The organism is Aequorivita soesokkakensis (genome assembly GCF_001641085.1).
Lineage (GTDB): Bacteria > Bacteroidota > Bacteroidia > Flavobacteriales > Flavobacteriaceae > Aequorivita > Aequorivita soesokkakensis.
In genome coordinates this window covers 20,869-47,709 of sequence record NZ_LXIE01000005.1, presented here as the reverse complement: position 1 = coordinate 47,709, position 26,841 = coordinate 20,869, and the positions used below count along the sequence as shown (strand labels likewise).

Annotated in this window: 23 protein-coding genes; 6 read left to right on the top strand and 17 right to left on the bottom strand. The window is 38.3% G+C overall.

The features are described from left to right. From A7A78_RS04180 to A7A78_RS04155, 6 genes are read right to left on the bottom strand one after another with little or no spacing between them, the layout of a single operon-like run. Positions 1–546 (bottom strand): RNA polymerase sigma factor, encoded by a 546-nt coding sequence (locus A7A78_RS04180; protein ID WP_068761198.1) that lies wholly within the window; start codon positions 544–546, stop codon positions 1–3. Positions 547–564: 18 nt separating this feature from the next. Continuing rightward, positions 565–1,209 (bottom strand): Lcl C-terminal domain-containing protein, encoded by a 645-nt coding sequence (locus tag A7A78_RS04175; RefSeq protein WP_068761197.1) that lies wholly within the window; start codon positions 1,207–1,209, stop codon positions 565–567. A 3-nt stretch (positions 1,210–1,212) separates the two neighbouring features. Continuing rightward, positions 1,213–2,808: a T9SS type A sorting domain-containing protein gene (locus A7A78_RS04170; protein WP_068761196.1), complete on the bottom strand. Its 1,596-nt coding sequence runs from the start codon at positions 2,806–2,808 to the stop codon at positions 1,213–1,215. A gap of 20 nt (positions 2,809–2,828) precedes the next feature. Then, entirely contained in the window at positions 2,829–3,863 is a 1,035-nt protein-coding gene (locus tag A7A78_RS04165) for a hypothetical protein (protein ID WP_068761195.1), read from the bottom strand. A gap of 9 nt (positions 3,864–3,872) precedes the next feature. Then, complete coding sequence (locus A7A78_RS04160; protein WP_068761194.1) at positions 3,873–4,448, bottom strand: Lcl C-terminal domain-containing protein; 576 nt, start codon at positions 4,446–4,448, stop codon at positions 3,873–3,875. A gap of 10 nt (positions 4,449–4,458) precedes the next feature. Next, positions 4,459–5,064 carry an Lcl C-terminal domain-containing protein gene (locus A7A78_RS04155; protein WP_068761193.1) on the bottom strand — a complete coding sequence of 202 codons (606 nt, stop codon included), beginning with the start codon at positions 5,062–5,064 and terminating at the stop codon, positions 4,459–4,461. A gap of 257 nt (positions 5,065–5,321) precedes the next feature. Between A7A78_RS04155 and A7A78_RS04150 the strand changes: the two genes are divergently transcribed. After that, on the top strand, positions 5,322–5,753 hold the full coding sequence (locus A7A78_RS04150; protein ID WP_131811104.1) for a CBS domain-containing protein: 432 nt from the start codon (positions 5,322–5,324) through the stop codon (positions 5,751–5,753). Positions 5,754–5,798: 45 nt separating this feature from the next. Here A7A78_RS04150 and A7A78_RS04145 read toward each other — a convergent pair whose 3' ends face one another. Together A7A78_RS04145 and rpsO are read right to left on the bottom strand one after the other, a co-directional pair. Next, positions 5,799–8,042, bottom strand: a complete 2,244-nt coding sequence (locus A7A78_RS04145) for a polyribonucleotide nucleotidyltransferase (protein ID WP_068761191.1) — start codon at positions 8,040–8,042, stop codon at positions 5,799–5,801. A gap of 208 nt (positions 8,043–8,250) precedes the next feature. Beyond that, positions 8,251–8,520 (bottom strand): 30S ribosomal protein S15, encoded by a 270-nt coding sequence (gene rpsO, locus A7A78_RS04140; RefSeq protein ID WP_068761190.1) that lies wholly within the window; start codon positions 8,518–8,520, stop codon positions 8,251–8,253. A gap of 174 nt (positions 8,521–8,694) precedes the next feature. On the opposite strand from rpsO, the gene A7A78_RS04135 reads away from it, so the two are divergent. Continuing rightward, entirely contained in the window at positions 8,695–9,528 is an 834-nt protein-coding gene (locus A7A78_RS04135; RefSeq protein WP_131811103.1) for a hypothetical protein, read from the top strand. A gap of 49 nt (positions 9,529–9,577) precedes the next feature. Here A7A78_RS04135 and accD read toward each other — a convergent pair whose 3' ends face one another. The 3 genes from accD to tamL are packed head-to-tail and all read right to left on the bottom strand — an operon-like array spanning position 9,578 to position 14,156. Further along, entirely contained in the window at positions 9,578–10,444 is an 867-nt protein-coding gene (accD, locus tag A7A78_RS04130) for an acetyl-CoA carboxylase, carboxyltransferase subunit beta (protein ID WP_068761188.1), read from the bottom strand. A gap of 42 nt (positions 10,445–10,486) precedes the next feature. Then, positions 10,487–11,554, bottom strand: coding sequence for a class II fructose-bisphosphate aldolase (gene fbaA / locus A7A78_RS04125; RefSeq protein WP_068761187.1), 1,068 nt, complete (start codon positions 11,552–11,554; stop codon positions 10,487–10,489). A gap of 43 nt (positions 11,555–11,597) precedes the next feature. Next, on the bottom strand, positions 11,598–14,156 hold the full coding sequence (tamL, locus tag A7A78_RS04120; RefSeq protein WP_068761226.1) for a translocation and assembly module lipoprotein TamL: 2,559 nt from the start codon (positions 14,154–14,156) through the stop codon (positions 11,598–11,600). Positions 14,157–14,192: 36 nt separating this feature from the next. Here tamL and A7A78_RS04115 point away from each other — a divergent pair, with 36 nt between their 5' ends. After that, positions 14,193–14,921: an RNA methyltransferase gene (locus A7A78_RS04115; RefSeq protein WP_207489325.1), complete on the top strand. Its 729-nt coding sequence runs from the start codon at positions 14,193–14,195 to the stop codon at positions 14,919–14,921. On the opposite strand, the gene porT is transcribed toward A7A78_RS04115, so the two are convergent. Beyond that, the gene (gene porT / locus A7A78_RS04110; protein ID WP_068761186.1) at positions 14,908–15,618 is read right to left on the bottom strand and encodes a type IX secretion/gliding motility protein PorT/SprT; all 711 of its coding nucleotides are present in this window, start codon (positions 15,616–15,618) and stop codon (positions 14,908–14,910) included. The two genes, A7A78_RS04115 and porT, sit on opposite strands and share 14 nt — an antisense overlap. Before the next feature lie 3 nt (positions 15,619–15,621). Continuing rightward, positions 15,622–16,353: a bifunctional demethylmenaquinone methyltransferase/2-methoxy-6-polyprenyl-1,4-benzoquinol methylase UbiE gene (ubiE, locus tag A7A78_RS04105; RefSeq protein ID WP_068761185.1), complete on the bottom strand. Its 732-nt coding sequence runs from the start codon at positions 16,351–16,353 to the stop codon at positions 15,622–15,624. Positions 16,354–16,532: 179 nt separating this feature from the next. Here ubiE and trkA point away from each other — a divergent pair, with 179 nt between their 5' ends. Next, positions 16,533–17,882, top strand: a complete 1,350-nt coding sequence (gene trkA, locus A7A78_RS04100) for a Trk system potassium transporter TrkA (protein WP_068761184.1) — start codon at positions 16,533–16,535, stop codon at positions 17,880–17,882. Positions 17,883–17,965: 83 nt separating this feature from the next. Continuing rightward, complete coding sequence (locus tag A7A78_RS04095) at positions 17,966–19,471, top strand: TrkH family potassium uptake protein (RefSeq protein WP_068761183.1); 1,506 nt, start codon at positions 17,966–17,968, stop codon at positions 19,469–19,471. A gap of 21 nt (positions 19,472–19,492) precedes the next feature. On the opposite strand, the gene purT is transcribed toward A7A78_RS04095, so the two are convergent. From purT to A7A78_RS04075, 4 genes are all read right to left on the bottom strand, one after another. Beyond that, positions 19,493–20,659, bottom strand: a complete 1,167-nt coding sequence (gene purT / locus A7A78_RS04090; RefSeq protein WP_068761182.1) for a formate-dependent phosphoribosylglycinamide formyltransferase — start codon at positions 20,657–20,659, stop codon at positions 19,493–19,495. Between the two features lie 96 nt (positions 20,660–20,755). After that, positions 20,756–23,668, bottom strand: coding sequence for a GEVED domain-containing protein (locus A7A78_RS04085; protein WP_068761181.1), 2,913 nt, complete (start codon positions 23,666–23,668; stop codon positions 20,756–20,758). Between the two features lie 119 nt (positions 23,669–23,787). Further along, a complete protein-coding gene (locus A7A78_RS04080) occupies positions 23,788–24,975 on the bottom strand; it encodes a pyridoxal phosphate-dependent aminotransferase (RefSeq protein WP_068761180.1) in 1,188 nt (395 codons plus the stop codon). A 5-nt stretch (positions 24,976–24,980) separates the two neighbouring features. Next, complete coding sequence (locus A7A78_RS04075; RefSeq protein ID WP_094746030.1) at positions 24,981–26,081, bottom strand: fatty acid desaturase family protein; 1,101 nt, start codon at positions 26,079–26,081, stop codon at positions 24,981–24,983. Between the two features lie 126 nt (positions 26,082–26,207). On the opposite strand from A7A78_RS04075, the gene rsmG reads away from it, so the two are divergent. After that, positions 26,208–26,840: a 16S rRNA (guanine(527)-N(7))-methyltransferase RsmG gene (gene rsmG, locus A7A78_RS04070; RefSeq protein ID WP_068761178.1), complete on the top strand. Its 633-nt coding sequence runs from the start codon at positions 26,208–26,210 to the stop codon at positions 26,838–26,840. Position 26,841: the final 1 nt, after the last annotated feature.

The window sequence follows — 26,841 nt, the reverse complement described above, 5'->3', positions numbered from 1 at the left end:
TTAGTTTGTTTTTAGGTGTTGGGGTTTTTTAAATGCTTCAATTTTATCGCGCAATATCAATTTTGCGCGGTGGTAATTAGATTTTGAGGTGCCTTCTGAAATAGTTAAAAGCACGGCAATTTCTTTGTGTGAAAATCCATCAAGTTGATACAGGTTAAAAACCAGCCTGTATTGGTCTGGCAGCTCTTGGATGAGTTTTAAAAGTTGGTCTAGCGAAAGATTTTGTTCTTCCTCAATCGTAACGTTTTCCTCCAGAATATCATTTTTTAATTCAATACTTAACGGTTTGTTGGCTTTGTATTTATCAATTGCTTTATAAATGGTTATTCGCTTCATCCATCCCTCAAAAGAGCCTTTGTTTCTATATGTTTTTATTTTTTGAAAAATGGTTATAAATGCATCGTGCAGATTATCTTCGGCATCGGCTTCGTTTCTGCAGTATTTTAAAGAGGTAAAATAAAGCGTGTCTTTGTATTGCCGGAACAGCTCGTTCTGTGCTGTCCGGTCATTTTTTATGCATTGTTTTATTAATTCTTCTATTTTCAAATAAATTCTCCTAAAATTTTAAAAGGATCTGATAGGTCTTACTTTCATTGCGTTGTCTTTTCCAGTAAAAAGTCTTCTTTCATCTGGAAAGATAGTAGTCACGGAAAATTCATACACTTGATAATTTAAATATAAAAAACCTCCGTCACCATCATTTGTTCCCCATCCTTCTGAAGAACTGGAGTAAATAATATATTCTTCATTAGGGTCATTGTTCAAATCGGGAAAGCCTCCAATTAAATCTCTATTTTCATAAATCAATTTCAATTCATCAATGGAGGGAAGATACCAATCATCATATCCATTAGCATCTAAATCATAGGCTAGTCGCGCCGCACTATCTGGTTCGTCACAAAAGTTAACAATTGCAAGCGTATTTTGTTCGCCAAATCCGATTCCGTCATTTTGGGCAATTGGAGCGGTTGGAGGTATTGGGCTTGGCTGATGGAAACATCCCCAAGGAGCATCTGCAAGGTCAGATTGGTATGCAATTAATCCGTGTTCTTCAGTATTATCCAAATAGAAAATGATCCCTCCTTGGTATTCCATGCCTATTTCCAATATTAAATTTTCTTCAGGAGTGTCATCATTTTTGTTGCAGGAATTAAACAATAATGCTACAATAAATAATAACCCCAAAAATTTTAGTTGATGCTTTTTCATGGTTTATTTTTTTACAAATTTTTTAATGGTTTTATCATTGCCACTTTTTAAAGTGATGTAATAAATTCCCGTTGCCAATCCTGAAATATCCACGGCTGCTGAATTATTATTCACCGTAAACTCATCTATAATTTTTCCTAAAGGAGAATATATGATTAGGCTATCAATAATTCTCTCTGAGTTTTTTATGTAAAGAACACTATTTGCTGGGTTTGGATATAGAGTGATTGTGTTAATAGTTGGATTTTCCTCAACCCCTAGAATAGTTGAAAAATTTACTATCCAATAATCTGAGGCACCTTTGGAGTTTTCTGTTTTATCACCTGAAATGTTTGAATATGAGTTCCCTCCAATTGTATAGCTACCATCATTATTTTGAATAATATCAAAAACCCAATCCGAACTATTTCCACCAATGGTTTTTTGCCATTCAATTTCTCCTAAATCATTTAATTTAAGAATCCAAATGTCCTGCTCACCTTTTGAATTTTCTGTTTTATCACCTGATATATTTGACCACGAGCTACCCGCAACAATATAACCTCCTTCTTCTGTTGGGAATGCTGTAGGTCGAGAATCTAAATCGCTACCGCCAATTGTATTTTCCCATTCAATTTCTCCTAAATTATTGAGTTTTATTATCCAAAAATCATTTTCGCCATTTGAATTTTCAGATTTGTCTCCCGAAATATTGGATAGAGAATCACCCGACAGAATATAACCCCCATCATTGGTTTGAAAAATTTGACTGAAATATTCAACGTCATCACCGCCAATGGTGTTTTCCCATTCTATGTTTCCCGAACTGTCAATTTTAACAATCCAATAGTCCCAAGCACCAATTGGAGCCTCCGATTTATCTCCAGAAATACCAGAAATAGACCAACCTCCCAAAATGTACCCTCCATCTGCAGTTGGTTTTAATTCTTCCAATTGATCTGCAGCATTTCCTCCAATGGTTTTTTGCCATTCAATGTTTCCGGAGCTATTAAGTTTAAGCACCCAATAATCTTCACTTCCTTTGGAGTTTTCGTTTTTATCCCCTGAAATATTGGAGTTTGAGCTGCCACCTAAAATATATCCCCCATCACTTGTATTGAAAATGCTTCCAAAAATTTCTACGTTGCTGCCGCCAATAGTATTTTGCCATTCAATTTCTCCGGAAGAATTTAATTTGATTATCCAGAAGTCAAAATCACCGTTTGAATTTTCGGTTTTATCTCCTGAAATATTGGAATTTGAGTTGCATCCTATAATATAGCCTCCGTCAGAGGTCTGTTGTATAGCGGTTCCGTGGGATTGAATTATTTCCATTGCACTGCCACCAATGGTATTTTCCCATTCTAAAGCTCCAACAGAATTTAATTTTACAATCCATAAATCATCTTCACCTTGAGAATTCTCTGTCTTATCACCAGATGCGTTGGATTCCGAAACACCTGCAATTATAATTCCGCCATCACTTGTTTGCTGAATTGTACGAGATCCTTCCCTTGCATTTCCTCCAATAGTATTTTGCCAATTAATAGTTGCTACTTGTGCATTTGTAATAACACTTGCAATTATAAATAGTGCGGAAAAAAATGTTTTTGCTTTCATATTGATACATTTAAGTAGTATTAACAAGATATTGCTTTTAAAATTATTGGCACATAAACCAGCGGATTCCCCGTATTAATATCATCAAATCTAATATAAATTATTTGTGGGTTTATGCTGTTTTCATACATTAAATTGACAATAGGGTTTGTGCCAGCAAGCATATCTTCAAATGTTTCATAATAGCTCCAGGTTACCATTGAAGGATCTGGAATGCCAGTGAAGGGGAAGAAACAATCAAAATAACTTTCCAAATCAAAAATTGCTCTTTGGGAACCCGGTTCTATTTCACATTCCTCATATAGAAATTTTCGGCAAGGTTCGTAACAATCCTTTACTAATTGATAGGTATCGGTTCCGTTGGTTATTTCCATTTGCGCTTCGTTAAAACTTACCACTTTCCAATCAAAATTCCAGTCATCGCTTATTTCTTGATTTCCTGTTAAGAAAATATTTAGATGCAATTCATCTTCTATGAAATAAGTAACCCAAGTTCCGCCAAAGGCCTCCTCTTGAAAGTAAAGTCCTGCATTGCCATAATAGCTCACTTCAAAATAGGAGCTACCATATTCCGTATTTGGCCCGTTAATATGCCTTATTTTCCAAATGCAGGTGGGCTGTGTAAGTATGTTGTTGCAGGTTGTGATTGTATCTTCCTCCAAACATTTATCAATTGCTTCTTTTAGCTCATCATTATTGTTAATCACGTAAGGCTGGCCATTATCTAAAATACTGGTTATTGGATAACTGAGACTGATGGATTTTCCTTCTTCCAAGGTTCCCAAAAATTCACTGAATTCACTATCGCTATTTATAACTTGATAGCCGAAAATATCCATATTCTCGTCATAAATAACAAGTGTAAAAGCATAATTGAAATCAATACAGGTCAATTCGTTTTCAAAATCGTTTCCTGCCGCTTTTTCAATGAGATTATAAAGCTCAGAATTTACTTGAATTACCTTTGATGGATCTGCTTTTCCCAAAGGTTCGTCTTCACAGGAATTGAAAATTGCAAGTAGAAGAATAATTGAAATATACCGAAGATTTTTCATAATAGATTTTTAAAATTTTCTAATAGCTCTTACTTTAAAAGTATTGTCCTTTTGTGAAACAACTTTTCTTGTATACGGAATTAATTGGGGGCTTCCAAAATCATACGCCCAACTTCTGTAATAAGCGGGTGCTGGCCTTGCTTCTGTAGAACTTATATATGCAGAAGTTTCTGTATTGTCAAACCCGCCGACAGCATTTCTGTTTAGATATAACATTTCCAATTCATTAATTGAGGGGAGAAACCAATCAGAATAGCCATTTAGTGATAAATCGGAACATAGTCTAGCGGCAATTCCTTCTTCTTCGCAATAATTAACGATTCCTTGGGTATTACTATCGCCTGAACCTATTTCTGAATTATCTGCTATGGGGCTGGTATTTCCTAAACAGCCATAAATTGCAAATCCGGGTTCGTCAGAAGGTGCGGCAATCAAGCCGTGTTCTCCGGTTTGGTCAATGTAGAATATAATGCCCCCTTGATATTCGTCACCAATCTTAAAGCAATCGTTCTGGGCAAATGACGAATTGGTGAAAAAAGTTAAACTTAAAAGTAAAATTGAAGTTTTTATAAAATTATTCTTCATAATGTGTTTATTAAAATTTACGGATTGCGCGAACAGCTAGGGGGGTTGTTTTATCTATAGGTTGTTGCCTATCTGCATGAACAGGATTTAAACCAAAATCAATTGAAATAACATCTTTATAAATGCCATCATTATTTTTCCCTTCGGAGGAACTCGAATAATTTGTACTTGAAAAACCTCCGACCAAATTTCTATTGTGATATAATAATTCTAGCTCATGCACGGTGGGTAAAAACCAATCATCATACCCATTCAAAATTAATTCCGAACAAATCTTAGCGGAGGTATTTACTTCAGCGCAATTATTTACAATTGCATTTGTGTTGGCATTTCCAAAGCCTATATCTCGTTGGTTTGCTATAGGGTCAGTTGTTTCCGGACATCCCCATATTGCACCACTACTTTGATCTTCCGTAGCCGCTATCAAACCGTGCTCATTGGTTGCGTCTATATAAAAAACGATTCCACCCTGAAACTCATCGCCTATTTTAAAACAATCATTTGTGTCAGCTTCCTCAATTTCTACAATATTTTCAGGGTCTTTACTGCAACTATAGCTTATTATTAATAAGCCAAAGAGGATTGATTTAATAATTGGTTTTGGAATAGATATCATTGTTTTTAAGATTTAAAAAGGATTATTGATTGTTCTTTTCCTTATAGTCTGAAAATTTTTAAAAGGTTGCGTTGTTGTGGTTTTTTTTCATCTTTGGTTATATCTATAATTTATATTTAATGTTGAAAAGGCTACTTTATTTATTTATACTTTTTAGTTTTTTTAAAGGATACTCTCAAGAAAATGAGTCAGGCACGAAGCTAGCATATCATTCATTTAGCTTTTCTCCTTCAGCAGTATACACTGACGGAAATTCGTTGGGACCATCATTTAGTGGGGACTTACGCTTTTCATACCAGAATAATATTTTTGCCGTGGGAGCTGAGGGAGGTGCAGAATACTTTGCCTTTTTCCCGGGTTCTGATGACGCCTACTATGAACTAAATCTTTATTATGGTAGGGAATTTAGAATATACAAACGGCTGTATACGGATGTTTTTGGAGGTTTGGGTTATGTGGATATTCGTACCTATGAAGAAATATATAATGGCGCAAATGGATCTTATAAAAATACGGATGTTTTTTATTCCACTATAGGAGTGCCGCTAACTATTGTGGTTAGAGGTATGTTGAAACGAGGCTTTTCAATTGGTCTGAAGTTTCACGTAAATCTAAATCCAGACAGAGTGATTTTCAGTACAGGACTTCATCTTCAATTCACTCGCAAAAGCAGAAGTCCGTATAAATAAAAAAAGCCCTCATTTCTGAAGGCTTTTTTATTTATTTAAAAAGAATTAATCTCTCTTTCTATCTCTATCGCGACTGTTGCGATCGTCACGACCACGATTGTCGCGTCCACGATTATCACGTCCACCACTACGGTTATCATCGCGGGGTGGGCGCTCTTTGTAACCTTCCGGTTTTGGCAACAATGCTTTTCTTGAAACTTTATCCTTTTTCGTTCTAGGATCGAAACCGATAAATTTCACATCAAACACATCACCCATATTTACAACATCGGTTACATTTTCCGTACGTTCCCAAGCAAGTTCGCTAACGTGAAGCAAGGTTTCGTTTCCGGGAGCGTCCAAATATTCAACTACCGCACCAAAATCAAGCATTTTTATAACCTTAACCTTATATGTGCCACCCACTTCTGGTTTGAAGGTAAGCGAATCAATTTTCGCCAATACCGCATCAATTCCTTCTTGGTTTGTTCCAAGAATTTCCACGATACCTTCTTCGGTAACAGGATCTTCGTTGATAACAATCGTGGTTTTGGTAGCTTTTTGAAGCTCTTGGATTACTTTTCCTCCTGGTCCAATCAATGCACCGATGTATTCGTTCGGAATAGTAACGGTGATCATTTTTGGAGCGTGAGGTTTCACATCTGCATTTGGTTTTGCGATGGTATCCGTCAATTTTTCAAGAATATGGAGTCTTCCGGCAGCAGCTTGTTTCAGCGCATTTACCAAAATTTCATAGGAAAGACCTTTCACTTTAATATCCATCTGGCAAGCAGTGATTCCGTCAGCCGTTCCGGTTACTTTAAAGTCCATATCGCCCAAGTGATCTTCATCACCTAAAATATCGGAAAGTACTGCATATTTTCCAGTTTCGCCATCAGAAATCAATCCCATTGCAATCCCAGAAACTGGTTTCTTCAATTGAACCCCAGCATCCATCAACGCCATTGTTCCAGAACAAACCGTTGCCATAGAAGAGGAACCGTTAGATTCCAATACTTCTGAAACTACACGAACTGTGTAAGGGCAATCTGCAGGAATCATTCCTTTCAAAGCTCTTTGCGCCAAGTTTCCGTGACCAACTTCTCTACGGGAAGTACCGCGAATTGGGCGCGCTTCACCAGTTGAGAAAGGAGGGAAGTTGTAGTGAAGGTAGAAAGTCTCTTCGCCTTCAAAAGATGGCATGTCAATTTGGTTTGCTTCGCGGGAAGTTCCCAAAGTTACGGTTGCCAAAGCTTGTGTTTCCCCACGTGTGAAAATTGCAGAACCGTGTGTGGAAGGTAAATAATCAACCTCGCACCAGATTGGGCGAATCTCGTCAGTCTTTCTTCCATCCAAACGTAAACCTTCATTTAAGGTAAGGTCACGAACGGCAGCTTTTTCTGCTTTGTAATAATATTTTGAAACTAAATCTCCAAAATCTGCCAATTCTTCTTCAGAAAATGTGGCTTTGATTTCTTCTTTAATTTCATCAAAAGAAGCACTGCGTTCATGTTTTGCAGAAGCGGATTTTGCAACGGCATACACTTTATCATAAGCCATTGTGTGAATCTTTTTCTTCAAATCTTCATCTTCGCGTTCTGCTTCGTATTCACGAACTTCTTTTTTGCCAAATGCTTCAGCCAATCTAAGTTGCGCTTCGCACTGTTTTTTAATGTGTTCGTGAGCGAATTTAATGGCTTCAACCATTTCTTCTTCGCTAATTTCCTTCATTTCGCCTTCAACCATCATCACAGAATCTGCAGAAGCACCAATCACCATATCAATGTCTGATTCTTCCAATTGCGCTCTTGAAGGGTTTATTACGAATTGACCGTTGATTCTTCCCACACGTGCTTCAGAAATAGCACATTCAAAAGGAAAATCTGAAAGCTGGATAGCCGCAGAAGCTGCCAAACCTGCCATTGCATCTGGCATAACATCATCATCGTGGCTCATCAATTGAATCATCACTTGTGTTTCAGCGTGATAATCTTTTGGGAAAAGTGGGCGCAATACACGATCCACAAGACGCATTGTTAATACTTCACCGTCGCTCGGTCTAGCTTCTCTTTTGAAGAAACCACCTGGATAACGACCCGAAGCGGCAAATTTTTCGCGATAATCTACTGTTAAGGGTAGAAAATCAACATCGCTCTGTTTGTAGTTTGAAACTACGGTACATAGCAACATACATTTTCCGGATTGTACAACAACAGAACCGTGGGCCTGTTTTGCCAATTTTCCGGTTTCGATGGAAATTTCACGTCCATCACCAAGGTCTATGACCTCTCTAAATACTTTAGGTATCATTTGTTTTTCATTTTGTCCGTAAAACGGACGGTTAAAAATGGTCAACGACTGTATATCAGTCGAGTGTTGTTGTGTTGTTGTGGTTGACCAATGAAAAACCTTTGGGTAGCTTTTCTGTGTGTTCTGAAAAAAAATATTTCAGAAAAAAATTAAAAGATTCCTGCCTGCGCAGAAATTTAAAAAGGGCTCGTAAGAGCCCTTTAAAATATTACTTACGTAATCCTAATTCTTTAACGATAGCACGGTAACGAAGAATATCTTTTTTCATAAGATAATCCAACAATGACCGTCTTTTACCTACCAACATTACCAAAGAACGCTCAGTGTTGTAGTCCTTGTGGTTTGCTTTAAGGTGTTTTGTTAAATGCTCAATGCGGTATGTGAATAACGCAATCTGTCCTTCGGCTGAACCAGTGTCAGTCTTAGACTTTCCGTGTTTTGCGAAGATTTTTTCTTTCTCTTCTTGTGATAAATACATGCAAATATTATTAAAATGATTATTATGTACTGACTACCGTTTTGATAATCAAGGGCGCAAAAATACAAAATCGGATTCGAAATAGTTGTGTTTCAAATAAAAATTTACTTTAAAATATATTGAATTTATCATTTTTGACGTTATAAATGTCTAAACCCCTAAACATCAAATTTTATGAAAATCATCCCTTTTAGATTAATTGTTGCATTTTTTACGATGGGAATCTTCCTTTTTACAAGCTGTGATAAGGAAGAAAATAATTCGTCTGAAGAAGTTAATTTTAATTCTGAAAACTCTACAAGAGCAGCAAAAATGGACAATATTGCTGAAGGAACCTTTAATATTATGGAGCAGGCCTTTGTAGAAAATGAAACTGGTGGCAGAGGTGTTACGCAATTTTCGTTATTCCCGGCCTGTACTGAAATTACTGTTGGATTTCAAGGAAATGTGTTTACCATTTTATTGGATTTTGGCGCTTCCTGTACATTGAACAACGGAAATGTGGTTTCCGGCAGCATTCTTTTGGAATATGGACCATTAGTGAATGGCACTTATACGGTAAACTATACATTCCAGGATTTTGTTTTCAATGGGAATATGGTTAGCGGCGGAGGAACAATTCTTTATGAAATTGCAAACCAAAATGGAAATCCACAATCTACCATCAATGAAAGTATTACCGTAAGTTTTCCAAATAATTCAGTTACAGGAACCCGAAACGGAACCCGTATCTCTGAATGGGTTGAAGGCGTAGGCTCCGGAACTTGGCTGGATAATGTTTATCACGTAACTGGAAACTGGCAAACTGAGTTTACAAATGGTTTTGAAAGAAGTGGTGAAGTGACTGAGACGCTTGTCTATAAAACTTCATGCCGTTGGGTAGTTGCTGGAAGGCTTGAAGTTTCACAGGATGGCTTAACCGCAGCGATTGATTTTGGTGATGGTGAATGTGATAATCAAGCCATATTTATATATAATGGCGAAGAATATCCTTTTACAATGAATTAATTGATTTGATAAAAAAAGAAAAAGCTGCCCTTTTTTTGGGCAGCTTTTTTTATGCTGTTTTCTCACGAAGTGGTCTGTTCAAAACCAAATCCAGATAAAGATTGATTTTTCTTTTTAGGTCTCTACGGTGCGTTATAAAATCAAGGAAACCGTGTTCCAAAACGAATTCGGCAGTTTGAAAACCTTCCGGAAGTTCTTTTCCTGTAGTATCGCGAACTACGCGCGGACCAGCAAAACCAATCAATGCGCCGGGCTCGCTAATGTTTATATCGCCAAGCATAGCAAAAGAAGCGGTTGTTCCTCCTGTGGTTGGATCTGTACACAAAGAAATATAGGGTATTCCAGCATCGCTCAACTGCGCAAGCTTTACACTTGTTTTTGCCAATTGCATCAATGATAGCGCAGCTTCCATCATTCTGGCACCACCACTTTTTGATATTATCAATAACGGAATTTTCTTTTTAAGTGAATAGTCTGCCGCACGGGCAATCTTTTCACCTACAACGCTTCCCATGGAACCACCAATAAAACTGAAATCCATACAGGCAATTACCAAATCAGCACCCATAGACTTTCCAACAGCACAACGAACGGCATCTTTCAGCCCAGTTTTGTCCTGAGCTTCTTTCAGTCTGTCAGTATATTTCTTTTTGTCCTCAAACTTTAAGGTATCTTGAGAAGTAAGGTTTTTGTCGAGTTCTTTGAATTTATTGTCATCAAAAAGTATTTCAAAATATTCTTTGCTTCCTATTCTAACATGGTAGCCATCTTCGGGACTTACGTAAAAATTCTTTTCAAGCTCTTCGCTGTCAACAATTTTTCCTGTGGGAGATTTGTACCAAAGTCCTTTTGGAACGTCTTTTTTCTCTTCGGTTGGGGTTTGTATCCCTTTTTTTGTTCTTTTAAACCAAGGCATAAACTATTGTTTATTAAATATTATTATTTCTTATTGAAAAGGTTACAATGTGTTTACATTGTTCAAATCTTTAAAAGCCTGTTCAAGTCTTTTTTTGAAAGTGATTTCGCCATCGCGAAGCCATTTTCTTGGGTCGTAATATTTTTTGTTTGGTAATTCTTCTCCTTCAGGGTTTCCAATTTGTGTCTTTAAATATTCCAAATTGTTAATCATATAATCTCGCACACCTTCGGTGAAAGCAAATTGCATATCGGTATCAATATTCATCTTTATAACTCCGTAACCGATCGCTTCACGGATTTCTTCCAAAGTAGAACCGCTTCCGCCGTGAAAAACAAAATCAATTGGATTTGGACCGGTGTTGAATTTTTTCTGAACATATTCCTGTGAATTTTTCAAAATAACGGGAGTCAATTTTACATTTCCAGGCTTGTAAACACCGTGAACATTACCAAAAGCAGCGGCAATGGTAAATTGGTCGCTAATTTTTGAAAGTTCTTCATAAGCATACGCTACTTCTTCGGGCTGGGTGTATAATTTTGAGGAATCTACATCTGTATTATCCACACCATCTTCTTCGCCACCAGTGATGCCCAGCTCAATTTCAAGAGTCATCCCAATTTTGCTCATGCGTTCCAAATAGCGTTTGCATATTTCAATATTTTCCTCAATAGGTTCTTCGGAAAGGTCTATCATATGTGAACTATAAAGCGGTTTTCCGGTTTCTTTATAGAATTTTTCGCCTGCATCTAGCAAACCGTCAATCCATGGAAGCAATTTTTTTGCGCAGTGGTCTGTATGAAGAATAACCGTTGCGCCATAAACTTTTGCAAGTTCGTGTACGTGTTTTGCACCAGCAACGCCCCCAGCTATTGCTGCTTTTTCGTTTTCGTTTGAAAGTCCTTTCCCGGCATTAAAATGTGCTCCTCCATTTGAAAATTGGATAATTACGGGGGAGTTTAAAGCTGCCGCAGTTTCCATAACGGCATTCACGCTATCAGAGCCCACAACATTCACGGCGGGCATTGCAAAACCTTTCTCTTTTGCGTATTGATGGATTCTTTGAATTTCTTTTCCCGAAGCTACTCCGGACTTAATTCCATGGTTCATATTCAAATGTGTTTAGCAAGCAAAAATAACAAATTTATATGGTTTAGAAGGGATAGTTGATGCCGATGTTGTAAACAGCATTGGGGAAATTATAGTCTTTAAACCAACGTTCACCCACGGGTCTTCCTGGGTTGTGGGTTTTAAAACCAACATCGAAACGCAATACAAAAAAACCGAAATCATACCGCACCCCAAATCCTGATGCAACAGCAATTTCTTTTAAATCAGCAATCCCATTAAATACGGAGGCTTCATCTTCAATATTGTCCAGCACGTTCCAGATATTGCCCGCATCAACAAACAGACCGCCTTTTAAATCTCCCAAAATTGTAAAACGATATTCCGCGTTGAAAGCGAGTTTGAAATTCGCATCGTTAAAATCAAGAATGCTTCCGCTGCTTCCGGGACCAAGATCATAGGCTCTCCAACCACGGTTATCATTGGCGCCACCTGCAAAATAACTACGAGTGAAAGGAATGCTATTACTGTTTCCATAAGGAATGGCAATACCTCCAAAAGCGCGAACGGCCACTATATTATTGCTGGTTATGTCCCAATGTTTTATATACTCCGCTTCGATTTTTGCATATTGCGAAAAAACTACTCCCAGCGTCTTGTAATTTCCCGCGTCATTTTTTTGAAAACCCGCAAGACTGGATATACCGGAGAGCAGATTACCGGCCGATTCAAGCTTTAAACGAATGCGAGAAAAATTGTTGTCATTCAGGTTTTCCCGAGTATCTCGCGTTAATGTTACATTTGATGCAAAAATCAGGTTGTTCTCACTAAGACGTTGTTGGCGTTCATAAATACTTAAGACTTCTTGATAGGTTTCATCGTCAGAATTTATTATTCTATTTCGTACATCATCAATAAACATAGCCGTTTCATCCGGAATTTCCAAACTGGGGTTTGGATCTGGATTGTTAAAATCATAATTTAATTCCTGGGCGATTTCATTCAGCCTATTATAGGAGCTTTTGTAAACGTTGAAATAGTTATCTGTGTTTAGATTTCGAACGTATTGAAGGTTCATTAAGTCTACTTGATAGGTGAGTATTTTTGAAGGCTTCCACCTGTAATTATATATAGCATTAATGGATTGCCTGTCCAAACCAATATTGTTTTGTAAACTAGCACCAAAGCTGACACTGGTTGATGGCGACATGTATTTCGGAATGATTTTTTCAGTATTTAATGGAAAAATAATCCTTGGGAAGGTTAGTTTCACATCCCCCCCAAATTCGGAAATATTGAAAAAACTACTGTCGCTTTCTGCGGCATCTTTGGAAGAACCTAAGCTTCCGCGCCCTGAAATTTCAAGAATTTCCGCGCCTCGGAAAATATTCCTAAAAATCATATTTCCGCTAAAACTGATTCCAAACTGCTGAATGGTCGAGGTGTAAGCATCAAAATCTACCCCCAATGTAAAACGATCGCGCGGACTTAACAGAATGGTAGAATTCAACAACCTTCCGGTGGAATCCTTTGCTACTTCAGCATAACTTATATTCGGGTATTTAAAAATACGCAGATCGCTAATTTGATTGTAGGTCAAGGTTCTGTCAATATCCTTGTAAATTTTTCCAGGAGTAATGGAAATAGCGTCTGTAATGGCCTTTGGACGAAATCGCATTTTGCCATAACTGTAGAGTTTATAGCCTTTATAGCTTATGGAATCCTGAAATTGTTTGTCTTTGTTTTCGTATGAAAAATCCGTAACAATCCGAACTTCATCAATACTGTGTACCTTAAAAGGAACTGTATAGGTACTGTCTCCTTGCGTAATTTTCCTGTCGGGGATAATATAAGTAATATTGGCTTTGTGGTCTGTGTTTACAGTATCTGCCTCAAAACCTACATATTCCTGCTCAAAATGGTAAAGCCCGGAATTTCTAAACTGAATAGTGAGCCGGTCGCGTTCATTTACAAAATCTGTCGCGGCATATTGTTTTCCCGGAACAATAAAAGAACTTCCTTTGGTGTCTTGAAAGAGTGAGTCAACCACGGGCGAACTAATTGTTTCAAGTATGGAATCGCCCACAAAATAGGGCTGATGCCTTTTTACGGAATAAGTGATTTGCGCTCTTTTGTTCTTTGTTTCGCTGGGCTCAATTTTATAATCTACTTCGTCATTAAAATATCCATAGCTTGCATACCATCGCTTTAACCTTTCCAAAGATTTTTCAATTTTTTTCTGATCGATAATTACAGGCGCATCCCCAGATTTTTGCAACCATTCGTTAAACCCAACATAACTACTGTCTATTTGATCCACCTGTTTTTTTGAAAGAAGACGAATAAGCCGCTCCTCGCGCTTCGGGTTTTTGTGGAGCCATTTATAATAGGTAGAATCGGGCTGTGGATCCGCAAGATTATAAATATGCAACCCAAAAGGAATGCCCACAAGCGGGATGGAAGTATTTGGTTTTTGGGCTAATTGGCTATAAACGCCAGCATCCTTGGTTTTTACACTGTCAACCAGAATCGTGTTTTCTGTGAGTAAATATTTTCCATCCGGTACACGTTTTACAGCATTACAGGAAAAAAACAAACTGATTAATACTATAAATAGTGATATTTTTGTGAGGTCGCGCTTCAAGTGTACATTTTTATTCAAATTCAAAAATACTATATTTTGGTCAGCAAAAGTCAAACAAAATTAATAACGAGTCTTCAACAAAAAAAGTACCGCGACCAAACAGGTCTTTTTGTGGGCGAAGGACCAAAAGTTATTGCCGAATTATTGCAGGAAGGTTTGAAGCTTCAATCATTATTTACAACGGATGCTTCAAAAATTTCTGCTGAAAACCATTTCCATAGTACCGAAGCCGAGCTTAAAAAAATAAGTTTTCTAAAAACCGCAAATACTTCTTTGGCAGTTTTTGAAATCCCCAAACCGAAACCGTTGCAGGATTCGGGGTTGATGGTTGCTTTGGATGCAGTTCGCGATCCCGGAAATTTAGGCACCATTATTCGTTTGTGCGATTGGTTTGGAGTGCAACAATTGCTTTGTTCAAAAGACACTACGGATTGTTTCAATCCAAAAGTGGTGCAGGCAACTATGGGTTCGTTGGCGCGGGTGCAAATTCATTATTTGTCGCTTTCGGAATATTTCGAAAAAACAGAATTGCCCATTTACGGGGGATTTATGGAAGGAAAAAATGTGTATTCCGAAAAACTCCCGAAGGATGGAATTGTTGTTATGGGCAACGAAGCCAATGGTATTTCAGAAGAAATTATTCAAAAAATCACACATAAAATAAACATTCCACGCTTCGGAAAAACCCAAAAAACCGAAAGCCTCAATGTGGCAACGGCAACGGCTATTCTTTTAAGCGAATTCAGAAGGTTTACTGAAATGTAAAATTTATGAAAACACCTCGGGAAGATAATTTTTCTATGTTCCCGGTCCATGGACTATTTGGGTCATCATCGCGAACCAATTCGTCATTAAGTGCAAAAACCCCACGAATGGAAGGCGTGAATTTGAAATAATAGAGGTAAAAATCTATCCCAAAACCAAGTTCGTAATAATTGGTGCTTTTGGTCATCCGGAATTTTCCCTGTTCGTTGTCTTCAGGATTTTTTTCGTTGCTGGAAAGATTGAGCGAAGTGGAAACCCCGCCAATTATAAATGGTTTAATATTGTTCAAACGCTTGGTTGAAACCTTTAGCAACAATGGTACGTGGATGTATGTTGATTTCACCTCCCGCAGATAATCTCTCTGTTCGGTAAAGCCCGGAAAGGTTAGATTCCGCTGTGTAAAATAAAGCCCTGGCTCCAAACGCAGGTTGAAATATTGATTTATGCGCATATCGCCAATAAGCCCAACGTTAAAACCTGTAGAACGTTCCACTTGTATGTCTGTGTTATTGTCTGCATATTGTTCGTTGTAATCAATTTTGAAATCGTAGTTGTTGAAACCCAAAAAGTAACCCCAGGAAAAGCGCTTTTTGTCAAAATTTTCCAAATTTGCAATCCGCTCCTTGTTGAAAAACCACTGCGCCTGCGCGCTGTTTGCAATGAATAAAACGGCCAATACAAAAAATAGCTTCTTCATAGATTACTTTGTAGCATTATAAATGGTTGCGACACCAAAAGTTTGCGGTTTATTTTTCACTTCATTAAACCCAATTTTGCGCAAAATATTGTTGAGTTTTTCACCGTAAGGGAAAACAGATGCACTTTCGCATAAATATTTATAGGCAACTTTATCTTTTGAAAACACTTTGCCCACAAGCGGCAAAATGGCTTTTGTATAAAAATAATACCCTTGTTTAAATGGAAATTTGGTGGGTACTGAAGTTTCCAAAATAACAAAAATGCCATCTTTTTTTAGCACGCGAAGAATTTCTGAAAGGCCTTTTTCAAGATTTTCAAAATTGCGGATGCCGAAGGAAACCGTGATAGCGTCAAAAGTATTGTCATCAAAAGGCAGGGCTTCGGAATCAGCCTGTACAAATTCAATTTTTTCTGAAATCTTTTTCCCCGAAACCTTTTTGCGGGCAACGGAAAGCATTCCTTCAGAAATATCCAACCCCACAATTCTTTCAGCGGAAGTTTTTTCGGCAAACTGAATGGCGAGATCGCCGGTTCCCGTAGCAATATCAAGGATGCTTTTCGGGTTTTTTTCGGCAACCATTTTAATCACTTTTTTTCGCCATTTAATATCCGTTCCCAACGAAATTACCCGATTCAGGCCGTCATAATTTTCAGAAATAGTGTCGAACATCTGCTCAACCTGTTTCTTTTTTCCTTCCGAGGAATTTTTGTAAGGTGTTATTTTCTTTTCCATAAAATTGCGCCTGCAAAACTACATATTTTTTAAGATTTGCAATGGTTTTCAGCTACAAATACATTGATTGCTGTTCTGTTAGGGATGCGTTAAAATTCTATATCTTTGTCAAGATTCATTTTTAAAATATCTTTTGGCTCAATCTTGAAAATTTATTTTAGGAATTTAAAAATAGTTCAATGAAAATTATTGTTGCCGGCGCCGGAGAAGTAGGTTTTCACCTTGCAAAACTGCTTTCTTTCGAATCGCAGGATATTACTCTTATCGATACAAACCGGGAATCTTTGGCAAATGCTGACACGCATTTGGATATACGGGTTGTTCGCGGCGACGCTACCTCCATTTCAGTTTTACAGGATTCCCGCGTTAGTGAAACGGATCTTGTTATAGCCGTTACTTCCAGCGAAACTACAAATATTACTGTTTGTGTGCTCGCCAAACAATTGGGCGCCAAACGTACCATTGCGCGAATTTCAAACACCGAATTTATTGACAGAAAAGATGAGGTAGGTTTCACAAAATTTGGGATTGATGAATTGATTTCGCCAGAATCCTTGGCCTCAAACGAAATTGAACTTTTGCTCAACCAAAGCGCCTTTAACGATACCTACGAATTTGAAAACGGAGCCTTGACCATGATTGGGCTTAACCTTTCCCGCACTTCGGCCTTTGTGGGTAAATCTGTAAAAGAAGTTGCAAGAATTTATCCCGATTTAAAGTACGTTCCCATTGCGTTGCAACGCTACGGAACCCAATATACTTTGATTCCGCGAGGCGACACACAATTTAAGGAAGGAGATCAGGTTTATTTTGTAACCTGTAAAAATGGGGTGGAACAAATTTTTAAACTTACGGGAAAAGTTAGACAGGAAATAAAAAATGTAATGATTCTTGGTGGAAGTAAAATTGGGTACAAAACGGCCAAAGATCTTTGCAAAAGCAGTTTTAGGGTAAAACTTATTGAAAGCAGCAAAGACAAAGCCTTTGAAATTGCCGATGATATTCCAGGCTGTTTGGTAATTAACGGCGATGGTAGAAATGTGGATCTTTTATCGGAAGAATCCATAGAGGATATGGACGCATTCATTTCAGTCACCGGAAATAGCGAAACCAATATTATGTCTTGTTTGGTTGCAAAGTCGAAAGGGGTAAAAAAAGCCATCGCATTGGTTGAAAATATGGACTATTTTCAGCTTTCGCATTCCATTGGGATTGATACACTTATCAACAAAAAACTTTTAGCGGCAAACAATATTTTCCGTTATGTTCGTAAAGGCGAGGTTGTGGCGATGACGAAGCTGAACAATATGAACGCAGAACTGCTTGAGTTTGAGGTTTCCTCGCACTCCAAAGTGTGCAATAAAAAAATAAAAGATCTCGATTTTCCGGTTTCTGCCATTATTGGCGGGGTTGTTAGAAATGGGGAAGGCATTATTGCCTTGGGTGATTTCGAAATAAAAAATGGCGATAGAGTAGTGGTTTGCTGTCTTCCGCAATCCATCGGGAAAGTGGAAAAACTTTTTATATAAAATAAATATTTCATAAAGCGGAAGATGGAATGCCTCTATTTTTCGGCTTCCTTTTAAAAAAAATGTAAAAGGCATTTCATATAATGAATTCATTATCCAAACTTAATTATAAAATCATTTCGCATTTAATGGGCCTTTTGCTGATGGTGAACGGCGGCTTTATGCTGCTTTCTTCCATTGTGAGTTGGTATTACGAGGATGGTGTGTTGAAGGAAATGCTGATGGCTGGCACCGTTGCTCTCGGTGTTGGTGGAATCATAATGTTTTTAACCAAAAACCACCGAAAGGAAATCCAAAAAAGGGAAGGATACATTATTGTTACTTTTGGATGGATTTTTATGGCGCTAATAGGGACGTTGCCCTATATTTTTACAAACGCGATTCCAAGCTTTACCGATGCTTTTTTTGAAACCATGAGCGGGTATACCACTACGGGAGCTTCTATTTTAACAGATATTGAAGCCGTGCCGCGCGGTGTTTTGTTTTGGCGAAGCATTACCCACTGGATTGGAGGGATGGGAATTATTGTTTTGGCGATAGCTATTCTACCATTGTTGGGAATTGGCGGGATGCAACTTTTTGCAGCCGAAGCGCCAGGTCCCGGCGGAGACAAACTGCATCCGCGGATAACGGATACCGCAAAAAGACTTTGGCTAATTTATGTGGGCTATACTTTGGCTGAAACTGTTTTGCTGAAAATTGCGGGAATGAATTTTTTTGATGCCATAAATCATTCACTGGCAACATTGAGTACAGGCGGATTCTCCACAAAAAATGCCAGCGTCGCATTTTGGAATGATAAACCAATGGTACAATACATCATCATTGTATTTATGTTTTTGGCGGGAAGCAATTTTGTGCTTAGTTATTTCGCTTTTAAGCGGAAATTTCAAAAAATATTCCAGGATGAGGAATTTAAACTATACACAGCTTTTGTTGTTGGGTTGAGTATTGTGGCTGCACTTCTTATTTATTTTGAAGCAGATATTACAATTTCAAGTATTGCACACCCAATGGTTTGGGGGCCTTTTGAAAGTGCCGTTCGGCATGCGCTTTTCCAAGTATTAACTATAATTACAACCACGGGTTTTGTGAGTGCCGATTATACATTGTGGACTCCCTTTTTGACGATTTTCTTTTTTGGGATGATGTTTTTGGGAGGTTGTGCAGGCTCAACCGCTGGGGGGATTAAAGTGATGCGTCATTTGATAATGATTAAAAATGGCGTACTCGAATTTAAAAGAACGCTTCATCCGCATGCTATTTTGCCAGTTCGTTATAACCGAAAAGCAGTGCCACAGCCTATTGTTTTCAACATACTTGGCTTTTTCATTCTTTATATGCTCTCTTTTATTGTGGGTACTTTGGTATTCTCTTGGCTCGGTTTAGACTTTAAAACGGCCCTTGGGGGTGCAGCATCTTCCTTGGGAAATATAGGTCCAGCGTTGGGAGATCTTGGTCCTGTAAATAATTATTCCTATTTGCCCGATGCCGCAAAATGGTGGTCCAGCTTTTTAATGCTTATTGGTAGATTGGAATTGTTTACAGTACTTATTTTATTGACCCCTTTTTTCTGGAGGAATAGATAGTTTCAGGTTTTAGGTTTTGGTTTAGTTTGAAATTACTTTTACTTCTTTGACCAACATTTTTGCCCTTTCGGTTACTTCTGAAATATTTCCGTTAAGATTGTCGTGCGTTAAAACAACGCCCATTCTTCTATACGGACGGGAAGTGGGTTTTCCAAAAATCCTGAAATCTGTTTTTGCGGCAGAAGCTATTTTTTCCAAACCTTCAAAAGTTGGATTTTCTGAATTTTCCGAAGCTAAAATTACGGCACTGGCACCCATGCGTTCCTGGGTTATTTCTGGAATGGGAAGTCCGAGGACAGCACGAAGATGCAATTCAAATTCGTTGAAATTTTGTGTTTTTGCCAATGTCACCATTCCGGTATCGTGCGGTCTTGGGGACAATTCTGAAAAGTAAACCCCATCATCAGCTATAAAAAATTCTACGCCCCAAATTCCGCAACCAGTTAGGGCAGTGGTTACTTTTTCAGCCATTTGTTGCGCTTCTTTTAAAACATCGGTTTTCATTGGTGCTGGTTGCCAGCTTTCCATATAATCGCCACGTTCCTGTCTGTGTCCAATGGGCGGACAGAAAAGTGTTTTTCCGTTGCGTTGGGTAACTGTTAGCAAGGTTATTTCATAATTAAAATTAACAAAGGCCTCCACGATCACTTCGGCTACATCACCGCGTGAACCCTCCTGCGAATATTTCCAGGCTTTTTCAATATCTGCTTCGGTTTTTATGGTGCTTTGGCCTTTTCCGCTGGAAGACATTAGCGGTTTTACTACGCAGGGCATTCCTATTTCAGAAACAGCTTTTTTCAAACTTTCAGCTGAGGTAGCGTAACGATAAGCTGCCGTTTTTAAACCTAATTCTTTAGAGGCAAGATCGCGAATGGCTTTACGGTTCATAGTAAAATTTGCCGCTTTCGCAGAAGGAATTACTGTGTAGCCCTGTTTTTCATATTCGTAAAAGCGTTCGGTGCGAATGGCTTCAATTTCGGGAACAATATAGTCTGGCTTGTATTTTTCAACGAGGGCATCCAAAGTATTTCCATCGAGCATATTTATTACTTCCGAAAAATCTGCGAGTTGAGCGGCGGGCGCATTTTTATAACTATCAACGGCAATAACCGTTTGTCCGATTCGCTTTGCAGCTATTGTGAATTCTTTTCCAAGTTCACCACTTCCCAATAATAAAATTTTTGCCATTCTTTGATTTTTTGTAAAAATACGGGAATAGATTGTATGAAAAAACCCAAAGCACAATTTGTACTTTGGGTTTTTCTGAATTAAAGAAGTGTGGGTTTATTTAACGATAATTCGTTTCACTCTTCCATTATCTTTATTTCCAACTCGAACTAAATAAACGCCTTTGGCCACATAGCTCATGTCCAATTTGTAGTTGTATCCGTTTCCGTTGTTTTCTAGTTTTTTGAACAACAATCTTTGTCCCAATGTATTGTAAACCGAAAGGTTCATTGCGCCGGAATAGTTAACGGTTTTTAAACTTACGTCAAAATTGTTGTTTTCCAATGTTAAAACGGTCAAACCATTTTCGTCAAAAATATTGTCTTGAACGCCTAAAACCCCTATTTGCGCAGTGTAGTCTTCGGTTTCACCAAAGGTTGTTTCTTCACAGGCATCATCAGGCACAGGTCCGTTCCAGTTTGTTTTAGCACGCATTAAATGTTGGCCTAAAGCAGCTCCTGGAGGGATTACCAAATCGGTTGTGATAGTGTATGTTCCACCGCCTTGACCAGCGGCAATTACTACGTTGTTAACTACCGTTTCGTCATTTGTGAAAAGGAAATCGTCATTAAAATCTATCCAAACACGAAGGAATTGATCTCCATAACCTGTAGTTACAGTAAGATCATTTGTTGAATCTGGTTCTATCACGGCTATTAAGTTTGTAAAATCTCCATAGCCCTCACAAGCAGAAGGATTATTTATATCTGTTACTTGGAAAAGAGTAAGCCCATCTCCAAAAGAACAATCGCCAACTGGCTGACAGTTTTGTTTCACAATTACCACCGAAGTAGAATCGTTTGAAGGGTCGCTATCTCCAGGCAAAGAAGTGTATGCGCTTAAATTATAACTACCCAAAGCAGAAAAATCACCAGTTTGTGCAAAGGTGTATGATGTAGAGGAATTACCTGCTAATGGCCCTACTATTACTTCGGTAACAACAGTTCCGTCCAAATCATAAGATACGTCAAAATTTGATTTTGGTTCACCACCAAAGTTGTTTACCGTAACAGTAATATTTTCAGCGCCAGTAAGGTCTGTACCAGAAACTGGTGCGGTAATGGCGCTAACGCCTAAATCGTTAGGCTCTAAATAGGTAACAGATTTAGTGCGGGCATCATTGGTAGTATCTTCGTCTCCAGCTAAATTGGTTTCAGCCGTGATAGAATATGTTTGCCCTACAGTGCCCATGTTTGCGGTTGCGGTAAATGTATATTGTGCAGTTGCGGCAGACGCGATAGTTCCTGCGAAAGTTTCTGAAATAACCGCTCCACCATCTACTTGAAAAGTAACTGGAATGTTTGAAGCGCTGTTTTGTCCGTAATTAAAGATGGTAACGGTAACGGTTTCGCTATTAGAAAGAGTTCCAGTTACGGGTGCGTCAATGCTAACAACTCCAACATCGTTATTAAAGTTTGGAGCTATTTGGAAAACACCAACAACATCTTTTCTTCCACTATTCATATATTCATTAATGAACCAGAATTCCTTATCGTTAGATGGGTCTAGGTCAATTTTACTATAATCCCCATAACGAAGGCCAGGAATATTTTGGTTTCCTGCTGCAATTAATTCTTCGCCAATTGTCATTGTATTTAAAGGGTCATTTGCATAACGTCCGGTATAGTATGAACTTACTCTTTTGGTTGTAGGGTCTGGGGTTGTTGGGCCTGCCATTGAGGTATAACCCATACCTATATTTCCTTGTACGTCCATCATCATACTTGCATGCCAAGCGTGTTTTCCGTCGGGAGCGGTATAAGTTCCTTCCTGGTAAATGGTCCAAGGCTGTCCGTCACTAGGTTGACGAAGTTCAAACCAACGTATTCCAGCAAGTTCACCACTGCTAGCATCTGTGTCAACAACAAAATTGAAAAGTGCAGAGTTGTGATCCCCAAATTTTCTGAATTGAGCCTGATTCATTATTGTAGCTTGTAGCGCATCAATATCAGCGCCCCCGCCCGGTTGTGCCAAGTTTGAAAAACTTCCTCCGTCAAATACTGAAATAAAAGGAGTGGTTATCAATTCTACTGGAGCCGAAATGGTAGAACTACCAGGAGTAACCCAATTTACATCAACTGTCCAAAGCTTTACGTGATCTTGGGAAACCCCGGACCAAGCGTCATCTTGTAAATAAATAATTGGCAAACCACCAGCAGCCGGCAGGTTATCGTTAGTAACATTCAATGCCTGTGGGCTATAAAAGCCACTTGTTACAATTCCAGGAAGTGGGAACCCTATTACTTGTGCAGATGGATCACCAACAAGCATTTTGTCTCTTTCCATTGCATAAATTTTATTAGTATCCCCTGAATTTTGAGTAATATAATATCCATCACTCCAAACAGAAAGTTTTTGATAGTCATCTATCTGTGGAATTGTATAAACGTACCAACCATCATTTACAGGGTCAGGTCCGTCAGAAACGGCTATTTGTGCTCCAGATCCCAAAAATGTCATTATGAATCTATCGGCAGCGTTGTCATAAGAAATGGTAAGGTCGCAGCAACCTCCATTCGGAAAAATGGTTGGGTTTGGGTTAACCTGTCCTGTTAACGGGTTTCCACTTTTATCGAATATTCTGAAACCAGTATTGAAAACAACTACAGCGTGGTTGGGGCCAACGCCAATAGATGGATCTGTAGGTTGTGAACTAGACTGGGCAGCATCAAAAACCAGCGAAGGAACTCTTCCGCTAAGCAGTTGTTCCATTTTGTCTGGATTTCGAACGAAATAATCGTCTTCAATTTGTGGGTCTTTTCCAGGAACAATCAAGTTTTTTGAAGCTCTACCATCTTGCATAACTTGTTCTTTTGTAGTTGCTGGGGGTAAATCGGTCCGTGAAGATATCGATGGCACATGTATCATCGATCCAACCTTTCCAACGTAGGTAGCATTAGTTTTTTCCTGCGCATGCACTTGAAAAAGGAAGACGAAGAAAAGTAGAAATAAGGTAATCTTAGTTTTCATTAGAAGATTTGTTTTGAGTTAATTTTTACAATTGCCTAAATTACAGATAAATTATAATACAGAAATAGGATTGATCAATTTTAACCAATCCTATTTCCATATTTTTAAGGTAAAGGTTTTTAATTAAGAGCTTCTTTTATTCTTTTCATCGACTCTTTAATGTCTGATTCAGAAGCCGCATAAGAAATACGGATGCAGTTTGGGTCTCCAAATGCTTCGCCGGTAACGGTTGCAACTTTTGCTTCTTCCAATAAATAAAGAGAAAAATCTGAAGCAGTATTTATATTTTTTCCGCGCAGTGTTTTTCCGAAGAAATAGGAAATGTCTGGGAAAACATAAAAAGCACCTTCTGGTTTATTGGTTTTAAAACCTTCAATTTCTGAAAGTAAATCCAATATTAAAGTTCTTCTTTCTTTGAAGGCATCCACCATAAATTTTATTTTGCTCGGTGGATTTTCAAGTGCTGTTATTGTGGCTCTTTGCGCAATACAGTTTGCACCACTGGTAACCTGCCCCTGCATTTTGTCGCAAGCGCGGGCAATCCATTCGGGACCGCCAATGTATCCAATACGCCAACCGGTCATTGAAAAAGCTTTGGAAACACCGTTTACCACTACCGTTCTGTCATACATATCATCAAATTCAGCCATGGAAGCGTGTTCGCCTATGAAGTTGATATGCTCATAAATTTCATCACTGATAACAATAATGTTTGGATATTTCACCAAAACATCTGCCAATGCCCGTAACTCTTTTTTGCTGTAAACCGAACCACTCGGGTTGCAGGGCGAGCTGTAAATGATCATTTTTGTTTTTGGCGTAATTGCAGCTTCCAATGCTTCAGCGGTTACTTTGAAATCTGTTTCAATGGAAGTTGGTATTTCTTTTGGAACGCCTCCGGCAACCTTGCATTGGTCTGCATAGCTTACCCAATATGGAGCTGGCAATAAAACTTCATCGCCGTCATCCAAAAGCACCATGGTCAAGTTTGCCAAGGATTGTTTTGCACCTGTGGAAACTACTATTTGGGAAGGTTTATACGTTAAGTTGTTGTCCCGTTTGAATTTGGTGATAATAGCTTTCTTCAAATCGCCATAACCATCTACGGGAGTGTAGGAATGATAATTGTCCTTAACTGCTTGAATGGCGGCTTCCTTCACAAATTCTGGAATCGGGAAATCAGGCTCTCCGAGACTCAAGCCAATAATGTCAATTCCTTGTTCTTTTAATTCTCTAGTTTTGGCAGCCATTGCCAAGGTGGCCGAGGTTGCCATCTCGTTCACTCGTTTTGAAAGTCTTTGGTCCATAAGTATTATGCAGATACAACCGGCTTAAGCCCCATTTCCTTTAAGTGTCGGAAATGTGCAATAATTGCCCGGCGGGTGGTTTTATATTCTTTATAGGGTAGATTAAATTCTTTTGTTGTGCTTTTTACGATTTTTGAAATATTCTTGTAATGGATATGGCTTATATTCGGAAAAATATGGTGTTCTACTTGATGGTTCAGGCCTCCGGTGTACCAATTCACAATTCTGTTGTTGGTTGAAAAATTCACGGTAGTGAACAATTGATGGATTGCCCAAGTGTTTTTCATAGTCCCGCTTTCATCCGGAAGCATAATATCAGTATCCTCAACAACGTGTGCAAGTTGAAAAACCACACTCAAAATAAGGCCTGCAACATAGTGCATGATAAAGAATCCGATTAAAATTTTCCACCAAACAATGTTGAAAAACAGAATGGGAATCAATATCCAAAGCGCTAAATAGATCATTTTTGTAATAACCAAAATACTCCATTGTGTAACCGGTTTTGGCAATTTTCCGTAGGAAAGTTTTCGTGCCAAGTATCGTTTTGTCTGAAAAAAATCTGTGGTCAGCACCCAGTTAAAGGTTAAAAGGCCATAAAAGAAAAGACTGTAAAGATGTTGAAATTTATGAAGCCTATGCCATTTTGAATGTTTTGAAAACCGAAGAATACGTCCAGCTTCCAAATCTTCGTCATGACCGTGGATGTTTGTGTAAGTGTGGTGAAGCACGTTGTGCTGTACTTGCCAGTTATACACATTCCCGGCAAGAATGTACATACTGCCGCCCATTATTTTATTTACCCACTTTTTTGATGAATAGGAGCCGTGATTTGCATCGTGCATCACATTCATCCCCACACCGGCCATGCCAACGCCCATCACTATTGTAAAAAGCAACTGTACCCAATCTGGCAGGTCAAGAGTTAACATTAAAAAGTAAGGGGTCAAGTAAAGTGAAAACATCACCACAGTTTTAAGATGCAGTTTCCAGTTTCCGGTTCGGGCTATTTTATTGTCCTTAAAATATTCGTTAACACGTGTATTCAGGGTTCTGAAGAATTTAGCACTGTCTACTCGTGAGAAATTTAAATTTGTATATGTCAAAATGAATTGTTTAACTGGGGATTTTTACTGTGGAAACCACAAAAATAATCATCTTTTGGTTAAAAGTAGGGTTTCAAAACCATTAATTTATGAAAGATGCTATACTTTTGCCGTTGAAATTAAAATATGGAACTGATACTTAAATATTTTCCGCAATTAACTGATATTCAGAAAAGTCAATTTGAAAAGCTACAGGAGCTTTACGAGGACTGGAATTTGAAAATAAACGTAGTTTCCCGAAAGGATATTGATGAACTTTATCTGCGCCATGTGCTCCATTCGCTGGGTATAGCCAAAATTCAAACTTTTCTGCCGGGCTCCAAAATTTTGGACGTGGGTACAGGCGGTGGTTTTCCAGGCATTCCCTTGGCTATTCTTTTTCCGGAAGTACATTTTCATCTTGTGGACAGTATCGGAAAAAAAATAAAAGTAGTAGATGAAGTTGTGGACGGTTTGCAACTTCAAAACGTAAAAGCTACCAACGCCCGCGTGGAAACTGTTTCGGGAAAATATGATTTTATTGTGAGCAGGGCAGTGGCACAAATGGATACATTTGTACATTGGGTTGATGGAAAAATTGCCAAAAAGAGTATTCACGAAAGAAAGAACGGGATTCTTTATTTGAAAGGCGGGGATTTATCCGAAGAACTTAAATATTATCCAAAAGCGACCGTTTTTCCTTTAAGTGATTTTTTTTCCGAAGAATTCTTTGAAACCAAAAGCGTGGTGCATTTACCCTTAAAATTTAAAGGGAAATAAA